Source organism: Pantoea sp. SM3640, assembly GCF_015654165.1.
GTDB classification, from domain to species: Bacteria; Pseudomonadota; Gammaproteobacteria; order Enterobacterales; family Enterobacteriaceae; genus Pantoea; species Pantoea vagans.
The window spans coordinates 3,181,535-3,207,883 of sequence record NZ_CP064872.1 but is presented as its reverse complement, the minus strand read 5'-3'; the positions used below and the strand labels follow the sequence as shown (position 1 = coordinate 3,207,883).

General features: G+C 55.4%; 22 protein-coding genes. 15 read left to right on the top strand and 7 right to left on the bottom strand.

All coding sequences use genetic code 11. The annotated features are described in order from the left end of the window. Positions 1 to 183 precede the first annotated feature (183 nt). From dnaK to nhaR, 4 genes are all read left to right on the top strand, one after another. Positions 184 to 2,094 (top strand): molecular chaperone DnaK, encoded by a 1,911-nt coding sequence (gene dnaK, locus IV493_RS14975; protein WP_013356720.1) that lies wholly within the window; start codon positions 184 to 186, stop codon positions 2,092 to 2,094. A 104-nt stretch (positions 2,095 to 2,198) separates the two neighbouring features. Continuing rightward, positions 2,199 to 3,344 (top strand): molecular chaperone DnaJ, encoded by a 1,146-nt coding sequence (gene dnaJ, locus IV493_RS14970; RefSeq protein ID WP_003854835.1) that lies wholly within the window; start codon positions 2,199 to 2,201, stop codon positions 3,342 to 3,344. 165 nt (positions 3,345 to 3,509) lie between these two features. Further along, a complete protein-coding gene (nhaA, locus tag IV493_RS14965; protein ID WP_095706219.1) occupies positions 3,510 to 4,682 on the top strand; it encodes a Na+/H+ antiporter NhaA in 1,173 nt (390 codons plus the stop codon). 8 nt (positions 4,683 to 4,690) lie between these two features. Continuing rightward, positions 4,691 to 5,599, top strand: coding sequence for a transcriptional activator NhaR (gene nhaR, locus IV493_RS14960; RefSeq protein WP_110331341.1), 909 nt, complete (start codon positions 4,691 to 4,693; stop codon positions 5,597 to 5,599). Positions 5,600 to 5,635: 36 nt separating this feature from the next. Here the strand turns inward: nhaR and rpsT are convergent, their stop codons facing one another. After that, positions 5,636 to 5,899 (bottom strand): 30S ribosomal protein S20, encoded by a 264-nt coding sequence (rpsT, locus tag IV493_RS14955; RefSeq protein ID WP_008925553.1) that lies wholly within the window; start codon positions 5,897 to 5,899, stop codon positions 5,636 to 5,638. Positions 5,900 to 6,205: 306 nt separating this feature from the next. On the opposite strand from rpsT, the gene ribF reads away from it, so the two are divergent. The 6 genes from ribF (at position 6,206) to dapB (ending at position 12,933) form a co-directional block, all read left to right on the top strand. After that, complete coding sequence (gene ribF, locus IV493_RS14950) at positions 6,206 to 7,135, top strand: bifunctional riboflavin kinase/FAD synthetase (protein ID WP_013356724.1); 930 nt, start codon at positions 6,206 to 6,208, stop codon at positions 7,133 to 7,135. A 29-nt stretch (positions 7,136 to 7,164) separates the two neighbouring features. Further along, positions 7,165 to 9,981: an isoleucine--tRNA ligase gene (gene ileS / locus IV493_RS14945; RefSeq protein WP_195857363.1), complete on the top strand. Its 2,817-nt coding sequence runs from the start codon at positions 7,165 to 7,167 to the stop codon at positions 9,979 to 9,981. Beyond that, positions 9,981 to 10,487, top strand: a complete 507-nt coding sequence (gene lspA / locus IV493_RS14940) for a signal peptidase II (protein WP_013356726.1) — start codon at positions 9,981 to 9,983, stop codon at positions 10,485 to 10,487. Before ileS ends, lspA begins: the two co-directional genes overlap by 1 nt. A 3-nt stretch (positions 10,488 to 10,490) precedes the next feature. Continuing rightward, positions 10,491 to 10,961: an FKBP-type peptidyl-prolyl cis-trans isomerase gene (fkpB, locus tag IV493_RS14935; RefSeq protein ID WP_033784493.1), complete on the top strand. Its 471-nt coding sequence runs from the start codon at positions 10,491 to 10,493 to the stop codon at positions 10,959 to 10,961. Then, positions 10,942 to 11,895, top strand: a complete 954-nt coding sequence (gene ispH, locus IV493_RS14930; protein WP_013356728.1) for a 4-hydroxy-3-methylbut-2-enyl diphosphate reductase — start codon at positions 10,942 to 10,944, stop codon at positions 11,893 to 11,895. Before fkpB ends, ispH begins: the two co-directional genes overlap by 20 nt. Positions 11,896 to 12,117: 222 nt before the next feature. Then, on the top strand, positions 12,118 to 12,933 hold the full coding sequence (gene dapB, locus IV493_RS14925; RefSeq protein WP_195857362.1) for a 4-hydroxy-tetrahydrodipicolinate reductase: 816 nt from the start codon (positions 12,118 to 12,120) through the stop codon (positions 12,931 to 12,933). Positions 12,934 to 13,119: 186 nt separating this feature from the next. Here dapB and IV493_RS14920 read toward each other — a convergent pair whose 3' ends face one another. After that, positions 13,120 to 13,287 (bottom strand): hypothetical protein, encoded by a 168-nt coding sequence (locus tag IV493_RS14920; RefSeq protein WP_195857361.1) that lies wholly within the window; start codon positions 13,285 to 13,287, stop codon positions 13,120 to 13,122. 115 nt (positions 13,288 to 13,402) lie between these two features. On the opposite strand from IV493_RS14920, the gene carA reads away from it, so the two are divergent. From carA to IV493_RS14895, 5 genes are all read left to right on the top strand, one after another. Further along, positions 13,403 to 14,551, top strand: coding sequence for a glutamine-hydrolyzing carbamoyl-phosphate synthase small subunit (carA, locus tag IV493_RS14915; protein ID WP_095706215.1), 1,149 nt, complete (start codon positions 13,403 to 13,405; stop codon positions 14,549 to 14,551). A 14-nt stretch (positions 14,552 to 14,565) separates the two neighbouring features. Next, positions 14,566 to 17,793, top strand: coding sequence for a carbamoyl-phosphate synthase large subunit (gene carB, locus IV493_RS14910; protein WP_013356733.1), 3,228 nt, complete (start codon positions 14,566 to 14,568; stop codon positions 17,791 to 17,793). 252 nt (positions 17,794 to 18,045) lie between these two features. Continuing rightward, positions 18,046 to 19,185 carry a porin gene (locus tag IV493_RS14905; RefSeq protein WP_195857360.1) on the top strand — a complete coding sequence of 380 codons (1,140 nt, stop codon included), beginning with the start codon at positions 18,046 to 18,048 and terminating at the stop codon, positions 19,183 to 19,185. A 235-nt stretch (positions 19,186 to 19,420) separates the two neighbouring features. Then, positions 19,421 to 19,903: a type 3 dihydrofolate reductase gene (folA, locus tag IV493_RS14900; protein WP_013356735.1), complete on the top strand. Its 483-nt coding sequence runs from the start codon at positions 19,421 to 19,423 to the stop codon at positions 19,901 to 19,903. A 90-nt stretch (positions 19,904 to 19,993) separates the two neighbouring features. Then, positions 19,994 to 21,877, top strand: coding sequence for a PhoX family phosphatase (locus IV493_RS14895; protein WP_147789383.1), 1,884 nt, complete (start codon positions 19,994 to 19,996; stop codon positions 21,875 to 21,877). A gap of 35 nt (positions 21,878 to 21,912) precedes the next feature. On the opposite strand, the gene apaH is transcribed toward IV493_RS14895, so the two are convergent. The 5 genes from apaH to surA are packed head-to-tail and all read right to left on the bottom strand — an operon-like array spanning position 21,913 to position 26,296. Continuing rightward, positions 21,913 to 22,770, bottom strand: coding sequence for a bis(5'-nucleosyl)-tetraphosphatase (symmetrical) ApaH (gene apaH, locus IV493_RS14890; RefSeq protein ID WP_013356737.1), 858 nt, complete (start codon positions 22,768 to 22,770; stop codon positions 21,913 to 21,915). A gap of 53 nt (positions 22,771 to 22,823) precedes the next feature. Next, entirely contained in the window at positions 22,824 to 23,201 is a 378-nt protein-coding gene (apaG, locus tag IV493_RS14885; RefSeq protein ID WP_013356738.1) for a Co2+/Mg2+ efflux protein ApaG, read from the bottom strand. 3 nt (positions 23,202 to 23,204) lie between these two features. Next, positions 23,205 to 24,026, bottom strand: coding sequence for a 16S rRNA (adenine(1518)-N(6)/adenine(1519)-N(6))-dimethyltransferase RsmA (rsmA, locus tag IV493_RS14880; protein ID WP_033781836.1), 822 nt, complete (start codon positions 24,024 to 24,026; stop codon positions 23,205 to 23,207). After that, on the bottom strand, positions 24,019 to 25,011 hold the full coding sequence (gene pdxA / locus IV493_RS14875; RefSeq protein ID WP_110331947.1) for a 4-hydroxythreonine-4-phosphate dehydrogenase PdxA: 993 nt from the start codon (positions 25,009 to 25,011) through the stop codon (positions 24,019 to 24,021). The genes rsmA and pdxA overlap by 8 nt, the downstream gene beginning before the upstream one ends. After that, a complete protein-coding gene (gene surA, locus IV493_RS14870; protein WP_013356741.1) occupies positions 25,001 to 26,296 on the bottom strand; it encodes a peptidylprolyl isomerase SurA in 1,296 nt (431 codons plus the stop codon). The genes pdxA and surA overlap by 11 nt, the downstream gene beginning before the upstream one ends. Positions 26,297 to 26,349: the final 53 nt, after the last annotated feature.

The following is a 26,349-nucleotide window of genomic DNA, read 5'->3' as shown; positions in this document are numbered from 1 at the left end:
AGAGGTAGAAAAATTTTTTTTGGTTTAGCCCTTGATGCGCATCGAAGCGGCCCCATCTACTTGTCATCGAGCGTTGTGAACGTTGGAAAAAAAGCATGTGCTGGCAGGTTGAATGCAAACAACCCGCCCACATAAAAGGTTCACAACCCAAATTGGCAACGAATTTAAGTGGGAGATGTTTAGATGGGTAAGATTATTGGTATTGACCTGGGTACAACCAACTCTTGTGTTGCGATCATGGATGGCACTAAAGCACGTGTGCTGGAAAATGCCGAGGGCGATCGCACCACGCCTTCAATTATTGCGTATACACAGGATGGCGAAATTCTGGTTGGTCAACCGGCTAAACGTCAGGCAGTGACCAACCCGCAGAATACCCTGTTCGCAATCAAGCGTCTGATCGGTCGTCGTTTCCAGGACGAAGAAGTGCAGCGTGATATTAAAATCATGCCATACAAAATCACCGGCGCTGACAACGGCGACGCCTGGCTGGAAGTGAAAGGCCAGAGAATGGCACCACCGCAGATCTCTGCTGAAGTGCTGAAGAAAATGAAAAAGACCGCCGAAGATTACCTCGGTGAGCCAGTGACCGAAGCGGTTATTACCGTACCGGCCTACTTCAACGATGCGCAGCGTCAGGCGACCAAAGATGCCGGCCGTATCGCGGGTCTGGAAGTCAAACGTATCATTAACGAACCGACTGCTGCAGCACTGGCATACGGTCTGGACAAAGGCCAGGGCAACCGCACCATCGCGGTTTATGACCTGGGTGGCGGTACCTTCGATATCTCAATCATCGAGATCGACGAAGTTGACGGCGAAAAAACTTTTGAAGTTCTGGCAACCAACGGTGATACCCACCTGGGTGGTGAAGACTTCGACAGCCGCCTGATTAACTATCTGGTTGCTGAGTTCAAGAAAGACCAGGGCATTGATCTGCACAACGATCCACTGGCGATGCAGCGTCTGAAAGAAGCGGCAGAGAAAGCGAAAATCGAACTTTCTTCTGCACAGCAGACCGACGTTAACCTGCCATACATCACGGCAGATGCGACTGGTCCTAAGCACCTGAACATCAAAGTGACCCGCTCTAAACTGGAGTCACTGGTTGAAGATCTGGTTGCACGCTCAATCGCGCCACTGAAAGTTGCGCTGCAGGATGCAGGCTTGTCTGTATCAGACATCAACGACGTTATTCTGGTGGGTGGTCAGACCCGTATGCCACTGGTTCAGGCGAAAGTGACCGAATTCTTCGGTAAAGAGCCGCGTAAAGACGTGAACCCGGACGAAGCCGTTGCCGTTGGTGCTGCGGTTCAGGGTGGTGTACTGGGTGGCGACGTGAAAGACGTGCTGCTGCTGGACGTTACCCCGCTGTCACTGGGTATCGAAACCATGGGTGGCGTGATGACTTCGCTGATCAGCAAGAACACCACTATCCCAACCAAGCACAGCCAGGTCTTCTCGACGGCTGAAGATAACCAGTCAGCCGTGACCATTCATGTGCTGCAGGGTGAGCGTAAGCGCGCCAATGACAACAAGTCACTGGGCCAGTTCAACCTCGACGGTATCCAGAATGCGCCACGCGGTATGCCACAGATCGAAGTCACCTTCGACATCGATGCGGATGGTATCCTGCATGTATCGGCGAAAGACAAGAACAGCGGTAAAGAGCAGAAGATCACCATCAAAGCCTCTTCAGGTCTGAGCGATGAAGAGATCCAGAAAATGGTGCGTGATGCAGAAGCGAATGCTGAATCTGACCGTAAGTTCGAAGAGCTGGTACAGACGCGTAACCAGGGTGACCAGATTGCCCACAGCACGCGTAAGCAGCTGGACGAAGCAGGCGACAAACTGTCAGCTGATGACAAAGCGCCAATCGAAGCCGCTCTGGCCGCGCTGGAAACTGCGCTGAAAGGCGAAGACAAAGCGGAAATCGACGCCAAAATGCAGGCGCTGATGGAAGTGTCCGGCAAACTGATGGAAGCAGCACAGCAGTCTCAGGCGGGTGCAGCAGATGCCGGTGACGCGTCAGCGAAGAAAGATGACGACGTTGTCGATGCTGAATTCGAAGAAGTGAAAGACAACAAGAAATAATTGCCCCTGACCGGGCGCGACGGTTGGCCTGACAGCCGTTGAAACCAGCACGGGCGTAGGAGATCTCTCCACGCCCGTGCGATCATGTTAAGGGCTAAAAAAACATGGCGAAGAGTGATTACTACGAGATTTTAGGCGTCGCCAAATCCGCGGACGAGCGTGAAATCAAAAAGGCTTACAAACGCCTGGCAATGAAATTCCACCCGGACCGCAATCCCGGTGACAAAGAAGCCGAAGCTAAATTCAAAGAGGTCAAGGAAGCCTACGAAATCCTGACCGATGCGCAGAAGCGTGCGGCCTACGATCAGTATGGTCATGCAGCCTTTGAACAGGGCGGCATGGGTGGCGGTGGATTCGGCGGCGGCGGCTTTGGTGGCGGCGGTGCAGACTTCAGCGATATCTTTGGCGACGTATTCGGTGACATCTTTGGTGGTGGACGCCGTCAGCGCGCCTCCCGTGGCGCCGATTTACGCTACAACATGGAGCTGTCGCTGGAAGAAGCGGTACGCGGCGTGACCAAAGAGATCCGCATTCCAACCCTGGAAGAGTGTGATGTCTGCCACGGCAGCGGTGCGAAAGCGGGAACGCAGCCACAAACCTGTTCAACCTGTCACGGTGCAGGCCAGGTGCAGATGCGCCAGGGCTTCTTCACTGTCCAGCAGGCCTGTCCGACCTGTCATGGTCGCGGCTCGGTGATTAAAGACCCGTGCAACGCCTGTCATGGTCACGGCCGCGTCGAGAAATCGAAAACGCTGTCAGTGAAAATCCCGGCAGGGGTCGACACCGGCGATCGCATTCGTCTGAGTGGCGAAGGCGAAGCGGGCGAGCAGGGCGCACCAGCCGGCGATCTTTACGTTCAGGTATCGGTGAAGAAACACCCGATCTTCGAGCGTGAAGAGAACAATCTCTACTGCGAAGTGCCGATCAACTTTGCGATGGCGGCGCTGGGCGGCGAGATTGAAGTGCCGACACTGGATGGTCGCGTGAAGCTGAAAGTGCCGTCAGAAACCCAGACCGGCAAGCTGTTCCGCATGCGTGGACGTGGCGTCAAATCGGTACGTGGCGGCGCAGTCGGCGACTTGTTATGCCGTGTCGTGGTGGAAACACCGGTCAGCCTGAATGAGAAACAGAAAACGCTGTTGCGTGAACTGGAAGAGAGTTTTGGCGGCCCAAGCGGCGAGCATAACAGCCCGCGCTCCAAGAGCTTCTTCGACGGCGTGAAAAAGTTCTTCGATGACTTAACCCGTTAAGTTCATCCACTCTGAAAGCCAGCGCTCAGCCGCTGGCTTTTTTTTGCCTGCACTTCTCAATTCGCTATTTCCGAATGATTCCCGCCAAATAAACTGTTTTTTTCGAGCTGTTGTTACCGCTATTCTTAGGGCCTTTGATTGACCTCTGGATTAAGGACAACGCGTGTGAATATCAGACTAAAAAAAATACTGGAAAGCGACGCTACCGGCGGTGTGGTGCTGATTATTGCGGCTGCGCTGGCGATGATGCTGGCCAATAGCGGAGCGACGCAGCAGGGCTATCGCGATCTGCTGGCGATTCCGGTGGAGTTTCGCTTTGGTGCGCTCGATATCAGCAAAGACCTGCTGCTGTGGATTAACGATGCGCTGATGGCGCTATTTTTCCTGATGGTGGGACTGGAGGTCAAACGCGAACTGGTGATGGGTGCGCTGGCTAAACGTGAACAGGCGCTGTTCCCACTGATTGCGGCGCTGGGTGGCATGATCGCCCCGGCGATCATTTTTCTGCTGTTTAACGGTGCCGATGCCACCACCCGTAGCGGCTGGGCGATCCCGACCGCCACCGATATTGCCTTTGCGCTGGGCATCCTGGCACTGCTGGGAAGCCGCGTGCCGCCTGCTCTGAAAATCTTCCTGATGGCGCTGGCGATTATCGACGATCTCGGGGCTATCGTAATTATCGCGCTGTTCTACACGCATCACCTTTCGATGGCCTCGCTGGGCGTTGCCGCCGCTGCCATTGCCGTGCTGGCGCTGATGAACCTGCTTAACGTTCGCAACACCGGTCTCTATCTGCTGGTGGGGCTGGTGCTGTGGGTGGCGGTACTGAAGTCGGGTGTTCATGCGACGCTGGCGGGTGTCGTGGTCGGCTTCCTGATTCCGCTGGCGAAGAAAGAGGGCCACTCTCCGGCGATTCATCTTGAGCATGCGCTGCATCCCTGGGTGCGCTGGGTGATCCTGCCACTGTTTGCCTTTGCCAATGCGGGTGTGTCACTGACGGGCGTTTCGTTCGGCAGCCTCTTCTCGCTGCTGCCGCTGGGCATCATCGCCGGGCTGCTGATTGGTAAGCCTCTGGGCATCACGCTGTTCTGCTGGCTGGCAGACAAAACCCGCATAGCCAGGCTGCCGGAAAATACGCACATTAAAGATATTGCGGCGGTAGGGGTGCTGTGCGGTATTGGCTTTACCATGTCGATATTTATCGCCTCGCTGGCCTATGGCGACATCAGTGCTGAACTGATGACGCTGGCGAAGCTGGGGATTCTGTCAGGCTCGATTCTGTCGGCGGTGCTGGGCTATGTGATCCTTGGCTGGCGTCTGAAGCAGCGTGCGGCGTAGGGCAGCCTATGGCGCACATTAATTACAATCACCTCTATTACTTCTGGCACGCCTGCCGCGCGGGGTCGATTGCGGGTGCTGCAGAGGCCCTCTCGCTGACGCCACAGACCATTACCGGACAGATTAAGGCGCTTGAAGAGCGCCTGCAGGGCAAGCTGTTCCGGCGTCAGGGGAGGGGGCTGGTGCCGACAGAACTGGGGCAACTGGTGTTCCGCTACGCTGACCGCATGTTTATGCTGGGTCAGGAGATGCTGGATATCGTTAACTACCGCAAAGAGTCCCATCTGCTGCTGGATGTTGGCGTGGCAGATGCGCTCTCTAAGCAACTGGTCAGTAAGGTGCTGGAGACCGCAGTGGCTGCCGGGGAGAAGATTCACCTGCGCTGTTTCGAGTCGACCCACGAGATGCTGCTGGAGCAGCTCAGTCAGCATAAGCTGGATATGATTATCTCTGACTGCTCCATCGATCCGACCCAGCAGGAAGGGCTGTTTTCGGTGAAGCTGGGGGAGTGCCCGATCAGCTTCTGGTCCGCGCAGCCGATCACCGATCTCTCTTTTCCGGCCTGCCTTGAGACGCATCCCCTGCTGATTCCGGGTCGCCGCTCGATGCTGGGGCGCAAAATCCTCAACTGGATTACGACCCAGGGGCTGCAGGTGGAGATTCTCGGTGAGTTTGATGATGCGGCCCTGATGAAGGCGTTTGGTGCGCGGCAGAATGCATTTTTTGTAGCAGCAGCGCTGGACAGGGATCAGCAGGAGGGAAGTTATGAAGTTGGCCGGCTTGATGCGGTGTCAGAGGAGTATCACATCCTCTTCGCGGAGCGAATGATTCAGCATCCGGCCGTGCAGCGTCTCTGTCACGCTGACTTCAGCGGACTCTTTCCCCGCCAGAGTACAGACGAAAAAAAACCGGCGTAAGCCGGCTTTTTCAACAAAGCGATTAACAACGGGCGATTAAGCCAGTTTGTTGATCTGTGCAGTCAGGTTTGATTTATAACGTGCAGCTTTGTTTTTGTGGATCAGACCTTTAGCGGCCTGACGATCCACGAGTGGTTGCATTTCATTGAATGCGTTCTGCGCAGCAGCTTTGTCGCCTGAAGCGATCGCCGCGTATACTTTCTTAACGAAGGTACGCATCATTGAGCGGCGGCTAGCGTTATGCTTGCGGCGTTTCTCAGATGTTACGGCGCGTTTCTTAGCTGATTTGATATTAGCCAAGGTCCAACTCCCAAATGTGTTCTATAGAGACAAATCAAAGGCCGAGGACTATGCCCTTCTAACCTGATTTTGTCAATGGATTTGTGCAAATAAGCGTCGCTCTATGAGCAGCACTCGGTTACGTATTTGATGGCGCAAGATTCTACCAGCTTCCCCTCGCTGAATACAGTATTTCGCGACAAAATTCTTAACATGCGCATCTGCAACAGGAAATGCAGCACCTAAAGCATGAAAGGCGTGCTGACGGGTTAACCTGAGTCGCTTTCAAGGGTATAATCCGCCGATTTCCACCGGTTTGGGCCAGCCATGAAGTTTATCCGCGGTATTCATAATCTTAACGAGCAGCATCGCGGCTGCGTTCTGACCATTGGTAATTTCGATGGCGTACACCGCGGGCATCAGGCGCTGATGTCCCGTCTGTGTGAAGAGGGGCGTAAGCGTAATCTGCCGGTCGTGGTCATGGTGTTTGAGCCACAGCCGCTGGAGCTGTTTGCCGGTGATAAAGCCCCGGCACGCCTGACGCGCCTGCGTGAAAAACTGCGCTATATGGCGGAAGCCGGCGTCGATAAAGTGCTGTGTGTGCGGTTTGACCGTCGCTTCGCAGCCCTGTCCGCCCAGCGTTTTATCAGTGACCTGCTGGTCGACAAGCTGGACGTAAAGTACCTCGCAGTAGGCGATGATTTCCGCTTCGGCGCTGGTCGCCAGGGGGATTTCCTGTTATTACAGAAAGCCGGTGCGGAGTATGGTTTTGAGGTCGTGAGCACCGAAACCTTCTGTGACGGCGGGAAGCGAATCAGCAGCACCGCCGTGCGTCAGGCACTGGCCGCAGATGATTTAGCGCTGGCGCAGTCGCTGTTAGGTCATCCTTTCACCATTTCCGGCCGCGTCGTGCACGGTGATGCACTGGGACGCACGCTGGGTTTCCCCACTGCGAACCTTCCTTTACGCCGCAGCGTCTCGCCGGTGAAAGGAGTTTATGCGGTGGAGGTCCAGGGGCTGACGCCCGAGCCACTGCCGGGTGTTGCCAATATCGGCACCCGTCCGACCGTAAAAGGTTTACGCCAGCAGCTTGAAGTTCACCTGCTCGACATCAATATGGATCTCTATGGTCGTCACATTGATGTGGTGCTGAAACAGAAAATACGAAACGAGCAGCGCTTTGCCTCACTGGAGGCGTTGAAAGAACAAATTGCGAACGATGTGGTAACGGCCCGGCAGTTCTTTGGGCTGCTTTAACCTGAGCGAAAAACGGAATCGAGAATCTGATGAGTGACTATAAATCTACCCTGAATTTGCCGGAAACGGGATTCCCGATGCGTGGCGATCTGGCCAAACGCGAACCGGGAATGTTGCAACGCTGGTATGCCGACAACCTGTACGGCATTATCCGCGAAGCCAAAAAAGGGAAAAAAACCTTTATCCTGCATGATGGCCCTCCGTATGCGAACGGCAGCATTCATATTGGTCACTCTGTTAACAAGATTCTGAAAGACATTATCGTCAAGTCGAAAGGCATGGCGGGTTATGACTCGCCGTATGTGCCGGGCTGGGACTGTCACGGTCTGCCAATCGAACACAAAGTTGAGCAGATGATCGGCAAGCCAGGCGAGAAAGTCAGCGCCGCTGAATTCCGTGCCGCGTGCCGCAAATATGCCGCTGAACAGGTTGAAGGCCAGAAGGCAGACTTTATCCGTCTGGGCGTGCTGGGCGACTGGGATCGTCCTTACCTGACCATGGATTTCGGCACCGAAGCTAACATCATCCGTGCGCTGGGTAAAATCATCGGCAACGGCCACCTGCATAAAGGCGCGAAGCCGGTGCACTGGTGCCTGGATTGCCGTTCTGCTCTTGCAGAAGCGGAAGTCGAGTATTACGACAAAACGTCACCGTCAATTGATGTGATGTTCAACGCTATCGATGCCGACGCGGTGCGTCAGGCATTTGGCGTAGCACAGGTCAATGGCCCAATCTCACTGGTGATCTGGACAACGACGCCGTGGACATTACCGGCTAACCGCGCCATCTCTCTGCATCCTGAATTTGAATACCAGCTGATCCAGATCGAGGGACGCGCCCTGATCCTGGCGAAAGAGCTGGTTGAGAGCGTCATGAAACGCGCCGGTGTCAGTGAATGGCAGGTACTGGGCGAATGCAAAGGCGCTGCGCTGGAACTGCAGAAATTCCAGCACCCGTTCCTGGCGATTGAGTCGCTGGTGGTGCTGGGCGATCACGTGACGCTGGACGCGGGTACGGGTGCAGTTCACACCGCACCCGGCCACGGTCCGGATGACTACGTCATCGGTCAGAAATATGGCATCGAAACGGCGAATCCGGTCGGACCGGATGGCAGCTACCTGCCAGGCACCTATCCGACGCTGGATGGGATTAACGTCTTCAAAGCTAACGACATGATCGTTGAGCTGCTGAAAGAGAAAGGCGCGCTGCTGCACGTTGAGAAACTGCTGCACAGCTACCCGCACTGCTGGCGCCACAAAACGCCGATCATCTTCCGCGCCACGCCGCAGTGGTTCATCAGCATGGATCAGAAAGGACTGCGTGCGCAGTCGCTGAAAGAGATCAAAGGCGTGCAGTGGATCCCTGACTGGGGCCAGGCGCGTATCGAATCGATGGTGGCGAACCGTCCTGACTGGTGTATCTCCCGTCAGCGTACGTGGGGCGTGCCAATGGCGCTGTTCGTTCATAAAGAGAGTGAAGAGCTGCACCCGGACACGCTGGCGCTGATGGAAAAAGTGGCGCAGCGCGTTGAGCAGGAAGGCATTCAGGCCTGGTGGGATCTCGACCCGCGCGAACTGATGGGCGACGATGCCGATCATTACGTCAAAGTGCCGGATACGCTGGATGTCTGGTTCGACTCCGGTTCTACCAGCTTCTCCGTGGTGGATGCGCGTCCGGAATTTGGCGGACATGCACCAGACCTCTATCTGGAAGGTTCCGATCAGCATCGCGGCTGGTTTATGTCCTCGCTGATGATCTCCACAGCGATGAAGGGCAAAGCGCCTTATCGTCAGGTACTGACACACGGTTTCACCGTGGATGGTCAGGGCCGTAAGATGTCGAAGTCGATCGGCAACACCGTTGCGCCGCAGGATGTGATGAACAAGCTGGGCGCTGATATTCTGCGTCTGTGGGTGGCCTCAACCGACTACTCAGGCGAAATGGCGGTTTCCGATGAGATCCTCAAGCGTTCTGCCGATGCCTATCGTCGTATCCGTAACACCGCACGCTTCCTGCTGGCTAACCTCAGCGGCTTCAACCCGGCCACCGATCTGGTGAAACCGGAAGAGATGGTCGTCGTGGATCGCTGGGCAGTGGGTCGCGCACAGGCAGCACAGGCCGATATCGTTGCCTCTTATGAGAACTACGATTTCCACGAAGTGATCCAGCGTCTGATGCAGTTCTGCTCAATTGAGATGGGCAGCTTCTATCTCGACATCATCAAAGATCGTCAGTACACCGCGAAAGGCGATGGCCTGGCACGTCGCAGCTGCCAGACCGCGCTGTGGCATATCGTCGAAGCGCTGGTGCGCTGGATGGCACCGATCATGTCCTTTACGGCGGATGAAATCTGGGGCTATCTGCCAGGTGAACGCGCGCAGTATGTCTTCACCGAAGAGTGGTATCAGGGTCTGTTTGGCCTGGCGGAAGATGAAGCGCTGAATGACGCCTACTGGGCTGAGCTGCTGAAAGTGCGTGGCGAAGTGAACAAGGTAATCGAGCAGGCGCGTGCGGATAAACGTATCGGTGGTGCACTGGAAGCGACGGTGACGCTGTATGCCGATCCGGAACTGGCGGCTAAGCTGCAGGCGCTGGGTAATGAACTGCGCTTTGTGCTGCTGACCTCTGGCGCACAGGTGGCGGATTACGCCCTGGCGAACGACGAAGCGCAGCAGAGTGAAGGGCTGAAAGGTCTGAAAATCGCGCTGCACAAGGCGCAAGGCGAGAAATGTCAGCGCTGCTGGCATTACACTACCGATGTCGGACAGAATCCTGAGCATGCTGAGGTCTGTGGTCGTTGTTACACTAACGTAGCCGGTGACGGCGAACAGCGTGAATTTGCCTGATGCGTAAACCTATTTTATCAACCGGATTGCGCTGGCTCTGGCTGGTACTGGTGGTGATTGTTGTGGACTTTGCCAGTAAGCAGTGGGTGATGAACAACATGATGCTGCATGAAACACAGCCGCTGATGCCTTATCTGAATCTGTTCTACGCGCACAACTATGGCGCGGCGTTCAGTTTCCTTGCAGACAAAGGTGGCTGGCAGCGCTGGTTCTTTGCGGGCATCGCACTGGCTATCGTGATCTCACTGATGGTGATGATGTATCGCAATCAGGCCAGCCAGAAGATCGCTAACATCGCGTATGCCCTGATTATCGGCGGCGCGATCGGCAATCTGTTCGATCGCTCATATCATGGCTTTGTGGTCGATTTTATCGATTTCTATGTCGGTAACTGGCACTTCGCTACATTTAATATCGCTGACTGCGGCATCTGTATTGGTGCCGCACTGGTGGTGCTGGAGGGCTTTTTCAGCCCCAACGGCAAACAGGCTAAACAGAAAGGGTAAGTGATGACTGAGTCCGTACAGCGCGAAAGCGCGGTGTTGGTGCATTTTACGCTGAAGCTGGAAGATGGCTCGACGGCGGAATCGACCCGTGCAAACGGCAAGCCCGCGCTGTTCCGTCTTGGTGATGGCAGCCTCTCTGCGGCACTTGAGCAGGCACTGCTGGGGCTGAAAGCGGGTGAAACTAAGCAGTTCAACCTCGAGCCGGAAGACGCCTTTGGCGGCGTCAGCCCTGACCTTATTCAGTATTTCTCGCGTCGGGATTTTATCGATGCAGGCGAACCTGAAGTGGGTGCCATCATGCTGTTCAGCGGCATGGGCGGCAGTGAAATGCCAGGCGTGATCCGTGAAGTCTCCGGTGATTCGATCACCGTGGATTTCAACCATCCGCTGGCAGGTCGTCGTATTCAGTTTGATGTAGAGGTGCTGGAAATCGATCCGGCACTGGAGGCGAACGATGCAAATCCTGTTAGCTAATCCGCGCGGTTTCTGCGCTGGCGTTGATCGCGCCATCAGTATTGTTGAGCGCGCGCTGGAGATGTATGGCGCGCCCATCTATGTCCGTCACGAAGTGGTGCATAACCGTTACGTGGTGAACAGCCTCCGTGAGCGCGGTGCTATCTTCATTGAAGAGATCAGCGAAGTGCCGGATGACGCGATTCTGATCTTCTCGGCACACGGTGTTTCACAGGCCGTGCGTGCCGAAGCTAAAGCGCGCAATCTGACCATGCTGTTCGACGCCACCTGTCCGCTGGTGACCAAAGTGCATATGGAAGTGGCGCGCGCCAGCCGTAAAGGTGTGGAAGCGATTTTGATTGGTCATGCGGGTCATCCGGAAGTTGAAGGCACTATGGGGCAGTACAACAACCCTAATGGCGGCATGTATCTGGTGGAGTCACCGGAAGATGTCTTCAGGCTGACTGTCAAAGACGAAAACAATCTGAGCTTCATGACGCAGACCACGCTGTCGGTGGACGACACTTCTGACATCATTGATGCCCTGCGTCAGCGTTTCCCGGCGATCATCGGGCCGCGTAAAGATGATATCTGCTACGCCACCACCAACCGTCAGGAAGCCGTTCGCACGCTGGCGAAAGATGCGGAAGTGGTGCTGGTGGTCGGTTCGAAGAACTCCTCGAACTCTAACCGTCTGGCTGAGCTGGCACAGCGTGCCGGTAAGCTGGCGAAGCTGATCGACTCTGCGGATGATATTCAGGAAGAGTGGGTAAAAGGCGTGGCCTGTATTGGTGTGACCGCAGGTGCCTCAGCCCCCGATATTCTGGTGCAGCAGGTGATCCAGCGACTGCGTGAGCTGGGCGGTGAAGCGGCGATTGAGCTGATTGGCCGTGAAGAGAATATTGTTTTCGAGGTGCCTAAAGAGCTGCGCGTCGAAGTACGTAATGTGCAGTAACTCTTCGATATAACTGATAAAAAGGCCGACTCTGTTCGGCCTTTTTTGTTTTTTTAGTCTGTCAGAAATGCCCTGGTTTGCGGCGATGATTGCTTTTACTGATAATCACAGGCGGCTGGCATAAAATTCTTATTATCACGGATTAATAGTGGCGTGACTGTTAACTCATCGTTAACCTGATGACGCTTTGGATGCATAGTTTTGTTTTAGGAATGAATAAATATGAACACTATCCGCATTGCTATTGTGGGCGCGCCGGGCCGAATGGGCCGTAATCTGATTCAGGCGACGCAGCAGGCAGAGGGCGTAGCACTGGGTGCCGCACTGGCACGCTCGGGTTCATCGCTGACCGGCAGCGACGCAGGTGAATTAGCGGGCATCGGCAAGAACGGCATTCTTATCGCTGACGATTTACGCGCGGTGATAAACGACTTTGATGTGCTAATCGACTTCACCCGCCCGGAGGGCACGCTGGAGTATATGGCGATCTGCCGTGAGCAGGGTAAAGCGATGGTCATTGGCACTACCGGTTTTGATGAGGCAGGCAAAGCGGCCATTCGCGCGGCGGCAGAAGATATCGCCATCGTGTTCGCTGCGAACTTCAGTGTGGGGGTTAACCTGGTGCTGAAGCTGCTGGAGAAGGCCGCTAAAGTGATGGGTGAGTACGCGGACATTGAGATCGTTGAAGCACACCACCGTCATAAAGTGGATGCGCCGTCTGGCACCGCGCTGGCGATGGGAGAGGCGATAGCCGATGCGATGCAGTGGAAACTGGATGAGCATGCAGTCTATACGCGTGAAGGCCACACGGGTGAACGCCAGCCGCAGACCATCGGTTTTGCAACGGTGCGCGCAGGTGACATTGTCGGTGAGCATACAGCGATGTTTGCAGATATTGGCGAGCGGGTAGAGATAACCCACAAGGCTTCGAGTCGTATGACCTTTGCAAATGGTGCAGTTAAGTCAGCTTTATGGCTGAAGGATAAGAAATCTGGCCTGTTTGATATGCGGGATGTGCTGGATTTGTCGATGTTGTAAGTGTTGTGAACCATCGTGATGTGGTTATTTCAATCGGTAATTGATTGATTGAAAAGGGGCAATGTTTTCATTGCCCTTAATTTTACCTGAAAAATACCATTCCGATTTAAAATATTCATCTGATGCTCATTTGTATCTGTTTTCCAGGTTTAGCAGCCCGGTGAAACACCATTTTTGACCATTTGGTCAAAAATAAAGGCCCTGCTGCGCCGGTTTCTTTTTTATGCTGCCTGGCAAACGATTATTCCGCCGGGTTTTCCCCTCTTTTTGCCGCTTATACTCGGTTTTTTCCTCATAAGGCAGATAATCATTAAAAAATACCGCTTCAGGGTAGACAATGACCAGGGCGATCATTAGAATGCGCGCAATTTGCCAAAAATCGACAATTCAGGCGGTTTTTGCATTGATTCAGGCGGCTATTTTGAATTAATATGCAGATATATTGACTGTTTATTCCCTGGAGGATGTTTTGATCAAGTCAGCAATCCTGGTTCTGGAAGACGGAACCCAATTCCACGGTCGGGCCATCGGGGCAACAGGATCGGCAGTGGGAGAAGTCGTTTTCAACACTTCAATGACCGGTTATCAAGAAATCCTCACTGATCCTTCCTATTCCCGCCAAATCGTTACTCTCACTTATCCCCATATCGGTAATGTCGGTGCCAATGCCGCCGATGAAGAATCCAGCCAGATTCACGCGCAAGGCCTGGTTATTCGTGACCTGCCGCTGATTGCCAGCAACTTCCGTAGCGAAGAGGGCTTATCGGCTTACCTGCAGCGCAACAACATCGTGGCGATTGCCGATATCGATACCCGCAAGCTGACGCGCTTGCTGCGTGAGAAAGGGGCGCAGAACGGCTGCATTATTGCTGGCGACAATCCGGATGCTGCGCTGGCGCTGCAAAAAGCCCAGGCGTTCCCGGGACTGAAAGGAATGGATCTGGCGAAAGAGGTCTGCACCACGGAGACTTACAGCTGGCAGCAGGGCAGCTGGACGCTGGACGCGGGTCTGCCAGAGCAGGCTACTGCGGAGTCGCTGCCTTACCATGTGGTGGCTTACGACTACGGCGCTAAGCGAAACATCCTGCGCATGCTGGTCGATCGCGGCTGCCGTCTGACCGTAGTTCCGGCACAGACATCTGCCGAAGAGGTGCTGAAGCTGAACCCGGATGGCATTTTCCTCTCCAACGGTCCTGGCGACCCGGAGCCGTGCGACTACGCCATCAGCGCCATTCAGGCCTTCCTGAAAACCGAGATCCCGGTGTTCGGTATCTGCCTGGGTCATCAGTTGCTGGCGCTGGCCAGCGGGGCTAAGACCGTGAAGATGAAGCTCGGCCACCACGGCGGCAACCATCCGGTGAAAGATCTCGAAAACAATCGCGTCATGATCACCGCCCAGAACCACGGTTTTGCAGTCGATGAGAACAATCTGCCTGCGAACCTGCGTGTCACCCACATTTCGTTGTTCGATAAAACCGTGCAGGGCATTCATCGCACTGACAAGCCCGCATTCAGCTTCCAGGGACACCCGGAAGCCAGCCCTGGACCGGGTGATGCTGCGCCGCTGTTTGACCACTTTATTGAATTGATTGACGCATTCCGTCTGCAAGCGAAGTAATCAGGAGCTAATTCATGCCAAAACGTACAGACCTAAAATCCATCCTGATTCTTGGTGCCGGTCCGATTGTGATCGGCCAGGCCTGCGAATTTGACTATTCCGGTGCGCAGGCGTGTAAAGCGCTGCGTGAAGAGGGCTACCGCGTCATTCTGGTGAACTCTAACCCGGCGACGATTATGACCGACCCGGAAATGGCCGATGCAACCTACATTGAGCCGATTCACTGGGAAGTGGTGCGCAAAATCATCGAAAAAGAGCGTCCGGATGCGGTGCTGCCAACGATGGGTGGCCAGACCGCGCTGAACTGTGCGCTGGAGCTGGAACGTCATGGCGTGCTGGAAGAGTTTGGCGTCACCATGATTGGCGCGACCGCTGATGCGATCGACAAAGCGGAAGATCGTCGTCGCTTCGACGTGGCGATGAAAAGTATCGGTCTGGATACCGCGCGCTCCGGCATTGCGCACACCATGGAAGAAGCGCTGGCCGTGGCGGAAGATGTTGGCTTCCCGTGCATCATCCGCCCCTCCTTTACCATGGGCGGCACCGGTGGCGGCATCGCCTATAACCGCGAAGAGTTTGAAGAGATTTGCGAACGCGGTCTCGACCTCTCACCAACCAATGAGCTGCTGATTGATGAGTCGCTGATTGGCTGGAAAGAGTATGAAATGGAAGTGGTGCGCGATAAGAACGATAACTGCATCATCGTCTGCTCCATTGAAAACTTCGACGCGATGGGCATTCACACCGGTGACTCCATCACGGTCGCACCTGCCCAGACGCTGACCGATAAAGAATATCAGATCATGCGTAACGCCTCGCTGGCGGTACTGCGTGAAATCGGTGTTGAAACCGGCGGCTCCAACGTGCAGTTCTCGGTTAACCCGAAAGATGGTCGCCTGATTGTCATCGAGATGAACCCACGCGTATCGCGCTCCTCGGCGCTGGCCTCAAAAGCAACGGGCTTCCCGATTGCGAAAGTGGCGGCCAAACTGGCGGTGGGCTATACCCTCGATGAGCTGATGAACGATATCACCGGCGGTTTAACGCCAGCCTCGTTCGAGCCGTCAATCGACTACGTCGTCACCAAGATCCCGCGTTTCAACTTTGAAAAATTTGCCGGTGCCAACGATCGCCTGACCACGCAGATGAAGTCAGTCGGTGAAGTGATGGCGATTGGCCGCACATTCCAGGAATCGATGCAGAAAGCGCTGCGCGGTCTGGAAGTGGGCGCTAATGGCTTCGATCCGAAAGTGCACCTGGACGATCCGGAAGCGTTAACCCGCATCCGCCGCGAGCTGAAAGATGCCGGTTCAGACCGCATCTGGTACATCGCAGACGCTTTCCGCGCTGGCATGTCGGTTGATGGCGTGTTCAATCTGACCAACATTGACCGCTGGTTCCTGGTGCAGATTGAAGAGCTGGTGCGGCTTGAAGATCAGGTGGCAAGCGAAGGAGTGAATAGCCTGGATGCCACGTTCCTGCGTACCCTGAAGCGCAAAGGCTTTGCTGATGCGCGGCTGGCGACGCTGGCGGGTGTGGCAGAGAGCGAAATCCGCAAGCTGCGTCAGCAGTTTAACCTGCACCCGGTTTATAAGCGTGTGGATACCTGTGCCGCCGAGTTCGCCACGGATACGGCCTACATGTACTCCACCTATGAGGAGGAGTGTGAAGCCAACCCGAGTCCGGATCGCGAAAAAATCATGATTCTGGGTGGTGGACCAAACCGTATCGGTCAGGGTATCGAATTTGACTATTGTTGCGTTCACGCCGCTCTGGCGCTTCGTGAAGATGGTTACCAGACCATTATGGTCAACTGTAACCCGGAAACGGTTTCGACCGATTATGACACCTCCGACCGCCTCTACTTTGAGCCGGTCACGCTGGAAGACGTGCTGGAGATTGTGCGGATTGAGCAGCCAAAAGGCGTCATCGTCCAGTATGGCGGTCAGACCCCGCTGAAACTGGCGCGTGCGCTGGAAGCCGCAGGCGTGCCGGTTATTGGCACCAGCCCGGACTCGATTGACCGTGCGGAAGACCGTGAACGTTTCCAGCAGGCGGTTGATCGCCTGAAACTGAAGCAACCGGCTAACGCCACGGTAGCGACGCTGGAACAGGCGGTCGAGAAAGCCGCTGGCCTGGGTTATCCGCTGGTGGTGCGTCCTTCTTATGTACTGGGCGGCCGTGCCATGGAGATCGTCTACGACGAGATCGACCTGAGACGCTACTTCCAGACGGCGGTTTCGGTTTCCAACGATGCGCCGGTACTGCTGGATCGCTTCCTTGATGATGCGGTTGAAGTGGATGTGGATGCGATTTGCGACGGTGAGCGTGTGCTGATTGGCGGTATCATGGAACACATTGAGCAGGCTGGCGTTCACTCCGGTGACTCCGCTTGTTCACTGCCGGCCTACACGCTGAATCAGGAGATTCAGAACGTGATGCGCCAGCAGGTTGAGAAGCTGGCGTTTGAGCTGAACGTTCGTGGCCTGATGAACGTTCAGTTCGCAGTGAAAGACAATGAAGTCTACCTGATCGAAGTTAACCCACGTGCGGCACGTACCGTTCCGTTCGTCTCTAAAGCGACCGGCGTACCGCTGGCGAAAGTGGCCGCGCGCGTGATGGCAGGTAAAACACTGGCAGAGCAGGGCGTCACGGAAGAGGTGATTCCACCTTACTACTCGGTCAAAGAAGTGGTTCTGCCGTTCAACAAGTTCCAGGGCGTTGACCCGATTCTGGGACCAGAAATGCGCTCTACCGGTGAAGTCATGGGCGTGGGCCGCACGTTCGCTGAGGCATTCTCCAAAGCGATGCTGGGTGCCCAGAGCAATATGAAGAAATCGGGCCGTGCGCTGCTGTCGGTGCGTGAAGGCGACAAGAAACGTATCGTCGACCTGGCTGCGAAGCTGCAGAAGTTTGGTTTCGAACTGGATGCGACCCACGGCACGGCAGTGGTGCTGGGCGAAGCGGGCATCAATCCCCGCCTGGTCAACAAGGTGCATGAAGGACGTCCACACATTCAGGACCGCCTGAAGAATGGCGAGTATAGCTACATCGTCAATACCACGGCGGGTCGTCAGGCGATTGAAGATTCGAAGCTGATTCGCCGCAGCGCACTGCAGTATAAAGTGCACTACGACACCACGCTGAACGGCGGCTTCGCCACTGCGATGGCGCTGAATGCTGACCCGACGGAACAGGTTATCTCCGTTCAGGAAATGCATGCCCAGATAAAGGCGATGTAAGACAATGTAGTGTGAAAAGCGGCTCCTGCGGGAGCCGTTTTTTTTGCCACTTATCTGGCGATAATCCGAATTTCAGGTTCAGGTAAAGCCAGGTATTTGCGTTAAAGTCACTGATTTGGCTTAATTTTTTAGCTTTAGGTGCGAATGTGGCCAGTTCGCACAAATTTATAAGATAAACACTTCCTGTGCGGATTTTTCGCCAGTACTATGCCTGCCGCTTATCACTAAAGCGTATCAGGACATAAATAAAAAATGAAAATGCGTACTTTTTCTCTGAGTGCAGTGGCTGCACTGATGGTTACTCTTCCTTTCGCCAGTCAGGCGGAAATTACCCTGTTAAAACAGGATCCGCAGGCAGGCGATCCGCTTAGCCGTCTTACCCTGAATGTTGGCGGCAGCATCCGTGCTCAGGTCAATCATCAGACCGGCGTGGGTGACAAATCCTACAAGCGTGACGGTTTCGATGGCGGCACCCGTTTCCGTTTCGGTGCGGATTACTACCTGTTTGATGACGTTAGCTGGATCAGCTACTACGAGCTGGGCGTTAACATCCCGGCAGTGTTCAGCTGGGATCGTCACTATGCCGATGGTGCCAATAACACCACGCGTCGCCAGCTCTACACCGGTCTGAAAAGCAAAACCTGGGGTCAGCTTACCTTTGGTCAGCAGAACAGCGTCTATTACGACACCGTGGGCGCCAAAACCGATATCTGGGATTACGATATGGTCGGCCAGGCACCGGGCAACGGAATCAACGGCGACTACGACGGCTCTTACCGCTCACGTAAACAGCTGAAGTATAAAAACAGCTTCGGCGACGCGGATGTCTACGCTTCTTATCTGTTCGAAGACAACGAGTATCTGCCAGGCAACGGCCTGCGCTATAAGCGCAAAGGCGGCGGCTCACTGGGCGTGGATTACCACATCACAGAGGATCTGAGCTGGGGCACGGCGTGGAACTACACCCGCGCGGCAATGCGTAACCCGAACAACGGCGACAGTCACGATTACGACCAGAACATTTACGGCACCGCACTGAGCTGGACACCAGGCAACTGGACGCTGTCAGCCGGTGGTGGCTGGTATGAAAACTTCATGACCACCAAACGCAAAGATGTCCATAACTACTTTGCGGGCGATGCGTGGGGCATTGAATATTTCGCCGGTTACAAGATCCCGGTGGCGCAGTATGGTCTGAAAGCGGTGCAGCCTTATGTCATGGGTGACCGCATCGAGTATGCGACAGGTCGTGATTACCAGCGCATCGACAACGGTCTGGGTGTGACGCTGTTCCTCGACTACGGTTTCCGTGTTGATTACGAACATGTCTTCACCTCCAGCACTGATAACCTGGGTGATATGAATCTGGTGCGTCTGCGCTACGACTTCTGATAACTCTGACGGCTTCCCCTGGAAGCCGTTTTCTTTTGCGCACGCTTTTTGTGCCAGCCTGAGGCAAATCGCTGGCGTGCTGCAGCAAACTGACGCGATTACGCGGTGAAAAACGCTGCACAGGCCGTGAAAAACGGCGTCCTGAAAAGGTTTACGCAAATAGACCTTTCCCCCTATCGACGAAAGTTTCACCTTTACGTATCATGGCGCCAATTTTTTTCAGTGAGTGGTTAACATGATTAGTCTTATCGCGGCATTAGCAGCAGATCGCATTATTGGGATGGAGAACGCCATGCCGTGGGACCTGCCTGCAGATCTGGCGTGGTTCAAACGCAATACGCTGAAGAAACCGGTCATTATGGGCCGACTGACCTTTGAATCCATCGGGCGCCCGTTACCTGGCCGGCTGAACATCGTGGTCAGCAGTAAGCCAGGCACCACGGAAGGCGTCACCTGGGTTACGTCGCTGGATGAGGCGTTACAGGCAGCCGGTGATGCAGAAGAGATCATGGTGATTGGGGGTGGACGCGTCTACGAGCAGATGCTGAAGCGTGCCGATCGTCTCTATCTGACGCACATTGATGCGGAAGTGGAAGGCGATACGCAGTTCCCGGATTACGAGCCGGATGAGTGGCAGTCCACGTTCAGCGAATTCCACGACGCTGATGAGCAGAACTCCCACAGCTACTGCTTTGAGATCCTCGACCGTCGCCGTTAATCCTCTTCCCGCCCGGCTGTAACCTGGCTGTCATCTCTGTTTATTAGCATTGCTTCTTTTCTGGGATCGTCATAAAGGAAGCAATCAATAATGAAAACCGAACTCTCCGCATTAAGCACTGACCGCCTTCGTGATCCACATCGCCGTAAATTTCTTGCCGGTTCCGGTGCAATAGGGCTGACCGGCTTTCTCAGCGGCGGCCTGACGCTCTCATCCAGCGCACTGGCTCAGACGAAGCCTGTCGGCAGCCCACTGCTGGGCTTTCAGGCGATTGCCGCATCCACGGCCGATGAGGTTGTGGTCGCTCCCGGCTATCGTGCTGACGTGCTGATCTCCTGGGGTGATCCGCTGGTGAATGGCGCGGCCGCGTTTGACCCGCTGGGCAATAACAGCGCAGAAGAGCAGGAAAAGCAGTTCGGTGATAACAACGATGGCATGAGCTTCTTCGCCATTGATGAGCATCGCGGCGTGATGGCGATTAACAATGAGTATGTGAATGAGCCGACGCTGTTTGCCCACGGCGGTAGCAAAGCGACCAGCCTGGAAGATGTGAGGAAGTCACAGGCGGCACACGGCGTCTCCATCGTTGAAGTTAAACGGGGTGAAGACAATCGCTGGCAGGTGGTACGTCCTTCTGACTACAACCGCCGCATTACTGCCAATACGCCTATGCGGTTTTCCGGTCCGGCCGCCGGTGATAACGCGCTGAAGACCGCGGCTGACCCCCAGGGAATGCATGTCCTTGGCACCTTTGGTAACTGTGCCAACGGTAAAACGCCGTGGGGCACCTATCTCACCTGTGAAGAGAACTACGACACCTACTTTGGCACTCATCAGGCAGACTTTACCCCGACTCCACAGCAGAAGCGTTACACCCTGAATGCCGCCGAGCCGGAGCGCAACTGGTCTGACTTTGATCCCCGCTTCGATATCGCGAAAAATCCCAACGAATTTAATCGCCACGGCTGGATTGTCGAGATCGATCCCTTTGATCCTCACGCCGTGCCAGTCAAACGCACCGCGCTGGGCCGCTTTAAGCACGAGAACGCGGCTGTGACGGTCGCGAAAACCGGGCAACTGGTGGTTTACATGGGCGACGATGAGCGCGGCGAATATATCTATAAATATGTCTCCGATGACAAGGTCATTCCGGATGATGCCAAAGCCAGTCAGGGACTGCTGGATAAGGGCACGCTCTATGTGGCGCAGTTCAACGGCGATGCGCAGGGCACACCGCTGAAAGGCACCGGGCGCTGGCTGGCGCTGAAGTGGGGCGAAAATGGACTCACCGCTGAGAAAGGCTTTAACAGTCAGGCTGATGTCCTGATCAATGCACGTGCTGCGGCCGATGTGGTGAACGCCACGCGGATGGACCGGCCCGAGTGGATTGCCGTTAATCCGCACGATGGCCGTGCCTACTGCACCCTGACCAACAATAACAAGCGTGGCAATGAGGGTATGCCGGTCAATGCGGCGAATCCGCGGCCCAAAAATATCTACGGTCAGATTATCCGCTGGGATGAAAAGGGTGATGCTACGGCACAGACCTTTGAGTGGGATATCTATGCGTTGTGCGGTAACCCGATAGCGCATCCCGAGGGGATCTATCGCGGCACACCCAACATCACTGCTGAAAACACCTTCAACAGTCCGGATGGTCTGGGCTTTGATGCGCACGGGCGCTTATGGATCCTGACTGACGGCAAGTACAGTAATAAAGAGGATTATCAGGGACAGGGAAATAATCAGATGCTGGTGGGCGATCCTGACAGCGGAGAGATCCGCCGCTTTATGGTCGGCCCCAAATCGTGCGAGCTGACCGGCATTACCTTCACGCCCGACTACAAAACATTGTTCGTGAACGTGCAGCATCCCGGTGAAGAGGGTGACTCGCACTTTCCCAATAACAGTCCACGCCCACGCTCATCGGTGATCATGATCACCCGTGAAGATGGCGGCATTATCGGCGCCTAAAACAGGATGCTGGCCTGACGGGCCAGCATCAAAGTTTACAGTGTGGGCGGTGCCAGGCTGTCGCTGTAGGCCAGTGCTTTTTCGCGATTGGAGTGCTGCACCACATAACGCTGATCTTCCCAGTGCAGCAGGGTCAGCGTTCCGCCCCAGCAGCAGCCGGTATCCAGACCGATAATACCCTCGGGTGTTCCTTTGCCTTCCAATGATGCCCAGTGACCAAACACGATGGTGTAGTCACGTGCGACCGGTCCCTCAATGTTAAACCAGGGTTTCAGCGGCGGAAGGGCTGACTCAGGGGCATCTTTGCAGATCATGTCCAGCTGGCCGTTGGGGAAGCAGTAACGCATGCGGGTCAGAGCGTTGGTGCTGAAGCGCAGACGCGCCAGTCCGGTCAAATCTTCACTCCAGTTGTTCGGCATGTCGCCATACATCGCATCCAGGAACAGCGGATAACTGTCGCTGGCGAGCACTGCTTCAACTTCACGCGCGCACTTTTTCGCGGTCTCAATATCCCACTGCGGCGTGATACCGGCGTGGCCCATCACCAGCTTTTTCTCTTCATCCACCTGCAACAGCGGCTGACGGCGCAGCCAGTTGATCAGCTCATCTGCATCGTCCGCTTCGAGCAGAGGCGTCAGGCGATCTTTAGGCTTGTTACGGCTGATCCCGGCGTAAACCGCCAGCAGATGCAAATCGTGATTGCCCAGCACCAGACGTACCGCGTCACCCAGCGATTTCACGTAGCGCAGGACCTCAAGGGAGCCCGGACCGCGTGCCACCAGGTCGCCGGTCAGCCACAGCGTATCCTGCTCAGGATTGAAATCGACCTGTTGCAGCAACGCACGTAATTCATCGTAGCAACCGTGAACATCGCCAATCAGGTATGTGCTCATAACGTTTTATCCATCAGGAAGGTGCCCGACTTAACGGGCAAAAAGCGTGTAAATCAATGAATGTGGGTCTGAATGGCGAGGCGGAACACCGGGATCTCGACGTGGAAGGTATCGCCCTGTTCGTCGACCATCACATAATGTCCCTGCATGGTGCCCATCGGCGTTTCGATCACGGCACCGCTGGTGTACTGAAATTCGTTGCCAGGCGCAATAAACGGCTGTTCACCGACCACGCCTTCACCCTGAACTTCCGTTTCGCGGCCATTACCGTTGGTAATCAGCCAGTAACGTCCCAGCAGTTGCACGGAGGAACGGCCCAGATTGCGTATCGTAATGGTATAGGCGAAGACGTAACGATCATCATCCGGTGAGGATTGTGAGGCGACGTACTGGCTTTGCACATGGACGGAGACGCGGGCCGTTTCACTCATGACTTACTCCTGCGATTTTCCCTGATGATTCGCCAGCCAGTTCGCCAGCTGACAATATTGCGCGACGGAGACGTTCTCGGCACGCAGGGTTGGATCTATGGATAACTCTTCCAGTGCCCCGGCAGCCACCATGTGGCTCAGGCTGTTGCGCAGCGTTTTGCGGCGCTGGCCGAATGCTTCCGTGGTAATACGGCTCAGGATGCGCACGTCGCTGACCGGATGAGGCGGCTCAGCAAACGGCACCAGCCGCACTACGGCCGAGTCCACTTTTGGTGGCGGCGTAAAGGAGTGCGGAGGCACTTCCAGCACCGGGATGACCTGGCAGTAATATTGCGCCATCACCGTCAGACGACCATATGCTTTACTGCCCGGACCGGCAACCAGACGGTTGACCACTTCTTTCTGCAGCATGAAGTGCATATCTTTGATCGAACCAGTATAGCTGAAAAGGTGGAACATCAGCGGGGTCGAAATATTGTACGGCAGGTTACCAAATACCCGCAGCGGCTGGCCTCTCTCCTGAGCCAGCGCGGCGAAGTCGAAGGTCATGGCATCCTGCTGGAAGATAGTCAGTTTCGGGCCAAGAAACGGATGGGTTTCCAGACGCGCAGCGAGGTCGCGGTCCAGCTCTATCACCGTTAATTTATCGAGCCGTTCACCAACCGGCTCGGTTAAGGCACCCAGGCCTGGGCCGATTTCCACCAGCGCTTCGTCGCGCTGTGGATGAATGGCGGAGACAATGCTGTCGATAATGTACTGATCGTTCAGGAAGTTCTGCCCGAAACGTTTACGGGCGTAGTGCCCCTGATGGACGCGATTATTCATTACTGCTCTTGATCATAGTGATGGCGAGGTTAAGCGCCGTGATGAAGCTGCCCGGTTCAGCCTGACCCAGACCGGCGAGTTCTAGCGCGGTGCCGTGGTCAACGGAAGTCCGGATAAAGGGCAGGCCCAGGGTGATATTCACCGCCCGGCCAAACCCCTGAAATTTGAGTACTGGCAGGCCCTGGTCGTGATACATCGCCAGCACCGCATCGGCATACTGCAGATATTTAGGCTGGAAAAGGGTATCTGCAGGCAGTGGGCCGGTCAGATTAATGCCCTGCTGACGCAGTTCGTTGAGTGCTGGCGTGATGGTCTCGATTTCTTCACGTCCCATGTGGCCACTTTCACCCGCATGCGGATTAAGACCACAGACGTAAATATGCGGTTCGGCAATCGCAAATTTCTGCTGCAGATCGCGATGCAGAATCGTGATCACTTCATGCAGACAGTCGCGGGTGACCGCCGCAGGGACATCCTTCAGCGGCAGATGCGTAGTCGCCAGTGCGACTCGAAGCTCTTCTGTCGCCAGCATCATGACCACCCGATGCCCGCCAGCGCGATCGGCGAAAAATTCGGTATGGCCGGTAAAGGCGATACCGGCATCATTGATGACACCTTTGTGCACCGGGCCGGTTATCAGGGCAGCAAATTCACCGTCGAGACAACCGTCACACGCGCGCGCCAGCGTAGCCAGTACATAGTCGCTGTTGGCGACGCAGAGTTCACCTGGCGTAACCGTCTCTGCCGTTTCAATGGGCAGGACAGTCAGCGTACCCGCCTGCTGCGGCTCTGCCGCCGCGTCAGGCTGGTAGGTCCGTAGCGTCAGCGGCAGACCAAGTTGGGCCGCACGCTGCTGCAACAGTGCTGGCGAGGCGCACACCACCAATTCAACCGGCCACGACTGCTGAGCCAGCTGAACGGTGAGATCGGGACCAATCCCGGCGGGTTCGCCGGGCGTGATTACCACACGAAGATTACTGCGCATTGCCATCCAGAATTTTCACGTAGGCGCTGGCGCGTTGTTCCTGCATCCAGGTCTGTGCTTCTTCCGCGAACTTACGGTTAAACAGCATACGGTAAGCGCGCTCTTTCTGAGCCGCATCGGTTTTATCTACCTGACGAGTATCCAGTAACTGAATCAGATGCCAGCCGAAAGAGGAGTGGACCGGCTGACTCGTCTGACCTTTCTTCAGGCGCAGCAGCGCGTCACGAAACGCCGGATCAAAGACTTCCGGGGAGGTCCAGCCGAGATCGCCACCCTGGTTCGCCGAACCCGGGTCATCAGAGTACTGTTTGGCCGCCGCGGCGAAAGTGGTTTTGCCACTGCGGATGTCAGCAGCGATCTGTTCCAGCTGCGCGCGTGCCTGGTCGTCTGTCAGAATCGGCGACGGCTTCAGCAGAATGTGACGTGAATGGACTTCGGTGACAGAGACATTTTTGCTCTCGCCACGCAGGTCGTTCACTTTCAGGATGTGGAAGCCAACACCTGAGCGAACGGGTCCGACGATATCACCTTTTTTCGCGGTCGCCAGCGCCTGCGCAAACAGGGTTGGTAACTCTTCGATTTTACCCCAGCCCATGTTCCCGCCTTTCAGCGCCTGAGAGTCGGCAGAGTAGGTTACGGCCATCTTGCCGAAGTCCGCGCCATTTTTCAGTTCGCCAACCAGCTGTTTCGCCAGCGTTTCCTGCTCATCAACCTGCTGCTGCGTCGGGTTTTCCGGCAGCGGCAGTAGAATATGGCTGACGTTCAGTTCGGTGCCCTGACTGTTCTGAGAGCCGATCTGGTTAGCCAGCGTATCGACTTCCTGCGGCAGAATGGTGACGCGACGACGCACTTCGTTGTTGCGCACTTCAGCAATGGTCATCTCTTTACGGATCTGAGAACGATAAACGCTGTAGTTCATGCCGTCATAAGCCAGACGGCTGCGCAGCTGATCAAGGCTCATGCGGTTCTGCGCAGCGATGTTCTGAATCGCCTGGTCCAACTGCTCGTCGCTGATCTGGATCCCTGCTTTTTCACCCATCTGCAGAATGATGTTGTCCATGATCTGACGTTCCAGAATCTGATGGCGCAACGTTTTATCATCCGGCAACTGCTGACCTGCCTGCTGGGCCTGAGATTTAACCGTGCCCATCATGCCGTCCACGTCACTCTCAAGAACCACGCCGTTATTGACCACGGCTGCAACTTTATCAACGACTTGTGGTGCTGCGAACGCGGTGTTGGCACTGATTGCCACACCAAGAATCAGCATTCTCCAGTTCTTCATACTTTATCCATTGTTGGTTCCGCACTGCGGGATTGCCTGTCAAACATCACAAC